Here is a 7,587-nt window from a genome sequence, read left to right on the forward strand (position 1 = left end):
AGGGAGCGGAACGTGCGTGAGATTCTGCCGACACTGGCCGGCTGGCACGCGGCCGGGATCCCGTTCGGGCTGGCCACGGTGGTCGCGGTCAGCCGCAGCGCGCCGCGGGGGCCCGGCGCGGCCATGGCGGTGGGGCCGGGCGACGAAGTGGTGGGCAGCGTCTCCGGGGGCTGTGTGGAGGGCGCCGTGTTCGAACTGGCGCAGGAGGTGGTGGCGAGTGGCGAGCCGCGGCTGCAGACCTTCGGCTACAGCGACGAGGACGCGTTCGCGGTGGGGCTGACCTGCGGCGGCGAGATCACCCTGCTGGTGCGGCCGGTGACCGCCGCGTCGGACCCGGCGTTCGGCGCGGTGGCCGCGTCGGTGGCCGCGGGCGAGGCGGTGACCGTGGCCACAGTGGTGGACGGGCCCGCACCGCGCGGTGCCACGCTCGCCGTATGGCCCGGCCGGGCGGCGGGCACGCTCGGCGCGAGCGGCCTCGACGTCGCCGTCACCGCGGACGCGCGTGGTGAACTCGCGCTCGGCGCCTCGGCCTTGCGGCACTACGGCCCGCACGGGGAGCGCCGCGAGGACGCGGTGACGGTGTTCCTGGAGTCGTTCGCGCCGCCGCCGCGGCTGCTGGTCTTCGGGGCGATCGACTACGCGGCGGCGGTGGCCCGCATCGGTGACTTCCTCGGCTACCGGGTCACCGTCTGCGACGCCCGCCCGGCCTTCGCCACGCCCAAGCGTTTCCCGGCCGCCGTCGAGGTGGTCGTGGACTGGCCGCACCGCTATCTGCGCGGCACCGCGACCGACGACCGCACGGTGATCTGTGTCCTCACCCACGATCCGAAGTTCGACGTGCCGCTGCTGGAGGAGGCGTTGCGCCGACCGGCCGCCTACATCGGGGCGATGGGCAGCCGCAGGACCCACCAGGAGCGGCGCGCCCGGCTGTCCGAGGCCGGGCTCACCGAGGCCGAACTGTCCCGGCTGCGCTCACCGCTCGGCCTCGACCTCGGCGCCCGTACCCCCGAGGAGGTCGCCGTGTCCGTCGCCGCCGAGATCGTCGCCCTGCGCTGGGGCGGCAGCGGAGCGCCCCTGACGACGACCACCGGGGCCATCCACACGGCCGCCGTGCACTGACCGCCGGGCGGAGTGAGTCGACCTGGCGGTGACAGGACGGCCGGTGCAGCGGGCCGCCGCGGGGGCCGCCGTGACCGCCGTGCACAACCTCGACGACATCCTCGCCGTCACCGGTGTCCCCGAGCGCGCCCTGGAGTCGCCTCTGCGGTTCGCGGTCTTCACGTTCCGGGACATCGTTACGCCAACTCGATCGCGGCACTGGACGGTTGGGTGCGCACGGGCCGGAAGCCGACGCCCAGGACGATCACGGGCCCGTGCGCCGCGTTCGAGCGGACCTACCCCACGGGCTGCTTCTACGACCCGGACTTCCGCCCCGCCTCCTACGCCTCCCGGGTCCGCCCGCGACCGGGCGGACTGCGCTGGCCCGCCATGACGGCGGCTCAGGAGAAGCGGTGGAGCAGGATCGACGGGGTGGGGATCGCCCCCTGACGGGTCCCGGGTCGCCCTCCGGCTCCGGCGTGGTCCACGGCGTTCCGGCCGATCAGCCCGCGGGAACGGCATCGGGTATGCCGGAGTCGGAGATCATCCGCGCATGCTGTCACGGCGTCGGCCGGCGGGGCGGCAGCCGGTGGAGGGTCACCTCCGTCAGGGCGCCGTCGGCGACCGTCGCGGTGAGGTAGGTGCAGTACGGCTGGCGGCGGCGGTCGGTGGGTGAGCCGGGGTTGAGGAGGCGCAGGCCGGCCGGGGCCGTGGTGTCCCAGGGGATGTGGCTGTGCCCGAAGACGAGGACGTCCAGGTCTGGGAAGCGGGCGGCGCAGCGGGCCTCGCGGCCCTGGGCGGCACCGGTCTCATGGATCACCCCGAAGCGCAGGCCGCCCAGGTCGGCGTAGGCGACCTCGGGGAGCCGAGCGCGCAGGCCGGGGCCGTCGTTGTTGCCGTAGACCGCGATCAGCCGGCGGCTGCGGCTCTCCAGCAGGTCGAGCGTGGCCTCGTCGACCCAGTCGCCGGCGTGGAGGACGACGTCCGCGCGCGGAAGTTCGGCGAGGAGCTGGTCCGGGAGCCGCTTGGCGCGCACCCGGAGGTGCGTGTCGGAGGTGAGGAGCAGGCGCACCTGGCCAGCCTAACGACCCCACGGGATCTTCAGCCGAACTTAACAGTTCCGACTGGACAGTTTTCACTGACGGTCCTAGGGTGGCCCGCATGGTTGAGATCTCGGACTCCGCGACCCGCACGGCGCGCAATCTGCGCGTGGCGTTCAGCAGACTGCGTCGCCGCATCCGGGAGGTCGCGCAGGACGCGGACCTCACCCCGTCCCAGGAGTCGGCGCTCACCCTGGTCTCCAAGCACGGTGCCGCCACGGCCAGTGCGCTGGCCTCCGCCGAGGGGGTGCGGCCGCAGTCGATGGCGACCACGCTGGCCGCTCTCGACCAGCAGGGGCTGATCCGCCGGAGCCCCGACCCCACCGACGGCCGCCGCCAGCTGGTCACCCTCACCGAGGCCGGGCAGGCCCGGGTCGAGGGCAACCGTCAGGTGCGCGACGAGTGGCTGGCCCGCGCCTTCCAGGAGCGCTACACCGAGGAGGAGCGCCAGACCATGCTCACCGCGTTCGAACTGCTGGAACGGCTCTCCCGGCCGTGATACCGAGGCTCACCGGACGCACCCCGCAGGACACCCGCCCGGCCCCCGCCGGTTTCGACCGGCGGCTGATCGCGCCGATGATCCTGGGTTCCGTACTGAACCCGATCAACTCCTCGATGATCGCCGTGGCCCTGGTGCCCATCGGCATCGCCTTCGGGGCCCCGCCCGCCGAGACGGTGTGGCTGGTCTCCGCGCTCTACCTGGCGACGGCCGTGGGCCAGCCGGTGATCGGCCGGCTGGTGGACGTGTACGGGCCGCGCCGGCTCTACCTCGTCGCCACGGCCCTGGTGGGGGTGGCCGGCCTGATGGGCGCGCTGGCCCCCTCACTGGGCGTGCTGGTCGCCTCCCGGGTGCTGCTCGGCTTCGGCACGTCGGCGGCCTTCCCGGCGGCCATGCGGCTGACCCGGAGCGAGGCCGAACGCACCGGGCAGGACAGCCCGGCCGGGGTGCTCACCGCGCTCGCCGTGTCCGCGCAGACCGTGTCCGTGATCGGCCCGACGCTGGGCGGGCTGCTGATCGGCGCAGGCGGCTGGCACCTGGTGTTCACCGTGAACGTGCCGCTCTCGGCGGCCTGCCTGGTCCTGGGCGTGCTGTGGCTGCCGAAGGCCGAACCCGCCGAACGGCGCCGGCGCATGGACCTCCCCGGCATGGCCCTCTTCGCCGTCCTGCTGGTCTCCCTGATGCTCTTCCTGATGGACCCGCGGCTCGACCGCTGGTACCTGCCGGCCCTGACGCTCCTCGCGGCCGCCGCCTTCGGGGCCCGGGAGCTGCGTGTCCCGGACCCGTTCGTCGACCTGCGTGTCCTCGGCGGCAACGGCCCCCTCATCGCCACCTATGTACGGCAGTTCCTCGGCAACGTCACCTCCTACTCCGTCCTGTACGGCTACACGCAGTGGCTGGAGGAGGGCCGCGGGCTCAGCGCCTCCACCGCGGGGCTGGTGCTCCTGCCGCTGTCGGTCGCCGCGCTGGTCGTCTCCACGCTCACCGGCCGCCGCGAGGCGATCCGCACCAAGGTGCTGGCCGGCTCCGTGCTGCAGATCGCGGGCTGCGCGGCCCTGCTGATGTTCGACGCGCAGAGCCCGCTCTGGGTGCTGCTCGGCACCGGAGCACTGCTGGGCATACCGCAGGGCCTGCTCGGCCTCGCCGCGCAGAACGCGCTGTACCGGCAGGCCGACAAGGACCGGGTCGGCTCCGCCGCCGGACTGCTGCGCACCTTCATGTACCTCGGCGCGCTGGGTGCCTCCGCCGCCACCGCGGCGTTCTTCCCGCACCGCGCCGACACGGGCGGGCTGCACGGCCTGGCCCTGTTCATGCTCGCCGGCTCCGCACTGCTGCTGGCGATCACCCTGCCGGACCGCTCCCTGGCCCGGCTCACCCCCCAACCCCGTCAAGCCCCCCGAAAGGCCTGATCCACCTCATGTCTTTGAGCACCCTCGACCCGCGTACCGCCCTTGTCGTCATCGACCTCCAGCAGGGCATCGTGGGCATGCCCACCCAGCCGTACTCCGGAGCCGAGGTCGTGGCCCGCAGCGTCGAGCTCGCCGACGCCTTTCGCGCCCAGAACCTGCCCGTGGTCCTGGTCCGGGTGTCCTTCGCCGCAGACGGTGCCGACGCCGTCCCGGGCCGCACCGAGCGGCAGCCGCGCGGTCTCGCCTTCCCGGAGGGCTGGGACATCGTCGTCGACGAGCTCTCCGGCCATGACGGCGACATCCACATCACCAAGCACAACTGGAGCGCCTTCCACGGCACCGGCCTGGACGTCCAGCTGCGCCGCCGGGGCGTCACCCAGATCGTCCTGGCCGGCATCGCCACCAGCATCGGCGTGGAGTCCACCGCCCGCGACGCCTACGCGCACGGCTACCACGTGACGCTCGCCACGGACGCCATGGCCGACGCCGACCCCGAGGCGCACCGCGGCAGCGTGGAGCGGATCTTCCCGCGGCTCGGTGAGTCCGGCAGCACGGCCGAGGTCTTGGAGCTGCTCGCCAAGACCCACGGCTGATCAGGGGTTTTGACGCACGGCTGACCCTTCACGACCCGGTCTTGACCAAGGGATGAGACACACCTGAGGGCAAGACCGGGTTAGCATTCGGCCACATGTACGTGCCGTCCAGAAGAATGGACGGCTTATCCAGGGGGCTAGGAAGCCGGATGCCGGTCAAGGTCAGTGTTGTCGTCCCTGTCTACAATCCGGGGCCCTATATCGAGGACTGCATCGCGTCGATGCTGCGGCAGTCACTGCCGCGCGACGAGTACGAAGTGATCTTCGTGAACGACGGCTCCAGCGACGGGACCCCGGCCCGGCTCGACGCCCTCGCGGCCGAGCACCCGCACATCCACGTCATCCACCAGGAGCCCTCCGGCTGGTCCGGCAAGCCGCGCAACGTCGGCATCGAGGCCTCCAAGGGCGAGTTCGTGATGTTCGTCGACAACGACGACTTCCTCGGCGACGAGGCCCTGGAGCGGATGTACGACTACGGCGTCGAGAACGAGGCCGACCTGATCATCGGCAAGATGGCGGGCAAGGGCCGCCCGGTGCCCGTGGAGCTGTTCCGTCACAACCACCCGCGGGCCACCGTCGACAACGCCCCGCTGATGGACAGCCTCACCCCGCACAAGATGCTGCGCCGGTCCTTCCTGGACCGCATCGGGCTGCGCTTCCCCGAGGGCCGCCGACGCCTTGAGGACCATGTCTTCGTGGCCGAGGCGTACCTGCGCGCGTCGAACATCTCCGTGCTCGGCGACTACGTCTGCTACTACCACCTCAAGCGCGACGACGCCTCCAACGCCGGCTTCCAGCGCTTCGACCCGGTCGGCTACTTCGCCAACCTGCGTGAGGCCCTCGACGTCGTCGAGCGCTACACCGAGCCCGGCCCCACGCGCGACCGGATGTTCCGCCGCTGGCTGCGCAGCGAGATGGGCGAGCGGCTGCGCGGCAAGCGCTTCCTCAAGCTGCCGGACGACTACCGCAGGGAGCTCTTCGACGAGATCCACAAGGTGATCGCCGAGCGCATGGGCCCCTCCGTGTTCGCCCTGCTGGAGCCGGCCCACCGGGTGGTCACCGAGCTGGCCGGCGCCGGCCGCTACGAGGACGTGCTCGCGGTCGCCGAGTGGGAGGCCTCCATCGGCCCCTCGACGGCTCTGGAGAGCGTCACCTGGGACGGCGGCGCGCTGAAGATCGACTTCACGGCCGAGTACACCGCGGACGGCGCGCCCAAGACCTACCCGGCCGACACCGCCGCCGTACCGCTCGACGGGCCGCCGGAGACCGTCGCCGACGCCGTCGCCTGGCTGGAGCGTGGCACCGCCGCCCGCTTCGGGAAGGCCAACGTCGACCTGATGATGCGCGAGCGCGAGACCCACGCGCAGTTCTTCCAGCCGGTCCAGCTCACCCGCGAGACGCTGCCCGTCGAGGGCGAGCCCGGCCGCGTCCGGCTCGTGGTCAGGGCCACCGCCACCGTGGACCCGGCCACCGCCGCCAGCGGCACCCCGCTGCCGGCCGGCCTGTGGGACGCGTTCGTCCGGCTGACCATCGGCGGCTGGACCCGGGAGCACCGGCTGTTCCCGGTGTCCAGGGAGCCGTTCCCCGCGATGCCGTCGCCCGGTGTGGTCGGCGGCCTCCGGGTGCTGCCGTACTGGACGGTCAAGGACAACTTCGCGCTCGACGTCGACATGGCGGGCAAGCGGCTGGGGTTCGGCGCCTTCCGGCCCGAGGACTTCACCGTGGCGGGCGACCGACTGCGCGCCGTGCTGCCGTTCCATGTGGCCGGTGACGTCAAGGCTTCGGTCCGGCTGACCGGCCCGAAGCCCGCCGCGGAGGTGCTGGAGGTGCCGGCCACACTGTCCCCCGCCGGGAGCGGCGGAGCGGTGCTGGACGCCCCACTGCCGGTGCGTTCGCTCCAGGAGGGCGGCTGGCGGCTCGCGCTGTGCCTGGTCGCGGACGCGACCGAGCCGCGCTTCTTCACGCTGCCGCTCGTCGTCCGCAACGCCCCCGAGGGCCTGAAGGTGGTCAAGTCGGCCCCGAAGAAGCCCGCGGCGGCCGCGCCCAGGCCCGCCGCCAAGCCGAGGCCGAGCGCGGCCCGCCGCCTCGCCCGCAAGCTCCCGCTGCCGGTGCGCCGCGCACTGGTCAGGGCCCTCGGCAAGGGCAAGCCCGCACGACAGGAAGGCAAGTAAGAACCGTGCGACCGCTGGACATCGAAGGCGCCTGGGTCCAGGAGCCCAAGGCCTTCCCCGACGACCGGGGCAGCTTCCACGAGTGGTTCAGGGCCGGGGAGTTCCGTGAGGCCCTCGGCTACGACCTCGACCTCGCCCAGGCCAACTGCTCGGTCTCCCGGCGGGGCGTGCTGCGCGGCGTCCACTTCGCCGACGTGCCGCCGAGCCAGTCCAAGTACGTCAAGTGCGTGCGCGGGGCCGTGCTGGACGTCGTCGTGGACATCCGGGTCGGCTCCCCCACGTTCGGCCGCTGGGAGGCGGTCCGGCTGGACGAGGAGAACCGGCACGCCGTGTTCCTCTCGGAGGGCCTCGGGCACGCGTTCATGGCGCTGACCGACGACGCCACGGTGGTGTACCTGTGCTCGGCCGGGTACGCGCCGGGCCGTGAGCACGGCATCAACCCGCTCGACCCCGCGCTGGGCATCGAGTGGCCCGAGGGCCTGGAGCCGGTGCTGTCGGAGAAGGACGCCGAGGCACCCACCCTGGCCGAGGCGGAGGCGTCGGGGCTGCTGCCGACCTACGCGGACTGCCTGGCGTACTACGAGCGGTTGCGGGACTGAACGCGCCCCGAGGGGGGGGGGGGCGGGGGGGGGGGCGCCCCCCCGGGCGGGGGGGGGGGGGGGGGGGGGGGGTGTGTGGGGGGGGGGGCGGGGGTGTGTGTCCTCGCGGTGTGGGGCT

The 7,587-nt window shown here is 73.1% G+C and carries 7 protein-coding genes and 1 pseudogene; 7 read left to right on the forward strand and 1 reads right to left on the reverse strand.

Annotated features, from left to right (window positions below):
• Positions 1–12 precede the first annotated feature (12 nt).
• Entirely contained in the window at positions 13–1,119 is a 1,107-nt protein-coding gene (locus ACWGJB_RS21965; RefSeq protein WP_453381955.1) for an XdhC family protein, read from the forward strand.
• Positions 1,120–1,296: 177 nt separating this feature from the next.
• A pseudogene (locus ACWGJB_RS21970) lies at positions 1,297–1,548 on the forward strand (hypothetical protein); the annotation flags it as partial.
• 109 nt (positions 1,549–1,657) lie between these two features.
• Here ACWGJB_RS21970 and ACWGJB_RS21975 read toward each other — a convergent pair.
• Positions 1,658–2,170 (reverse strand): metallophosphoesterase family protein, encoded by a 513-nt coding sequence (locus tag ACWGJB_RS21975; protein WP_453381813.1) that lies wholly within the window; start codon positions 2,168–2,170, stop codon positions 1,658–1,660.
• Positions 2,171–2,259: 89 nt separating this feature from the next.
• Here ACWGJB_RS21975 and ACWGJB_RS21980 point away from each other — a divergent pair, with 89 nt between their 5' ends.
• The 5 genes from ACWGJB_RS21980 (at position 2,260) to rfbC (ending at position 7,469) form a co-directional block, all read left to right on the forward strand.
• Positions 2,260–2,697: a MarR family winged helix-turn-helix transcriptional regulator gene (locus tag ACWGJB_RS21980; RefSeq protein WP_453381814.1), complete on the forward strand. Its 438-nt coding sequence runs from the start codon at positions 2,260–2,262 to the stop codon at positions 2,695–2,697.
• Complete coding sequence (locus tag ACWGJB_RS21985; RefSeq protein WP_453381815.1) at positions 2,694–4,106, forward strand: MFS transporter; 1,413 nt, start codon at positions 2,694–2,696, stop codon at positions 4,104–4,106. The genes ACWGJB_RS21980 and ACWGJB_RS21985 overlap by 4 nt, the downstream gene beginning before the upstream one ends.
• Positions 4,107–4,114: 8 nt before the next feature.
• Positions 4,115–4,699, forward strand: coding sequence for a hydrolase (locus tag ACWGJB_RS21990; protein WP_453381816.1), 585 nt, complete (start codon positions 4,115–4,117; stop codon positions 4,697–4,699).
• A gap of 149 nt (positions 4,700–4,848) precedes the next feature.
• A complete protein-coding gene (locus ACWGJB_RS21995; RefSeq protein WP_453381817.1) occupies positions 4,849–6,870 on the forward strand; it encodes a glycosyltransferase family 2 protein in 2,022 nt (673 codons plus the stop codon).
• A 5-nt stretch (positions 6,871–6,875) separates the two neighbouring features.
• Positions 6,876–7,469: a dTDP-4-dehydrorhamnose 3,5-epimerase gene (gene rfbC / locus ACWGJB_RS22000; RefSeq protein ID WP_453381818.1), complete on the forward strand. Its 594-nt coding sequence runs from the start codon at positions 6,876–6,878 to the stop codon at positions 7,467–7,469.
• The last annotated feature ends 118 nt before the right edge of the window (positions 7,470–7,587 follow it).

It is taken from the genome of Streptomyces sp. NPDC054813, from assembly GCF_053611365.1.

What these genes read in the sequence shown, in the direction of transcription:
- ACWGJB_RS21990 (WP_453381816.1), top strand. Translation starts at nt 4,115, where the DNA reads ATGTCTTTGAGCACCCTCGACCCGCGTACCGCCCTTGTCGTCATCGAC.
- ACWGJB_RS21995 (WP_453381817.1), top strand. Translation starts at nt 4,849, where the DNA reads ATGCCGGTCAAGGTCAGTGTTGTCGTCCCTGTCTACAATCCGGGGCCC.
- ACWGJB_RS21980 (WP_453381814.1), top strand. Translation starts at nt 2,260, where the DNA reads ATGGTTGAGATCTCGGACTCCGCGACCCGCACGGCGCGCAATCTGCGC.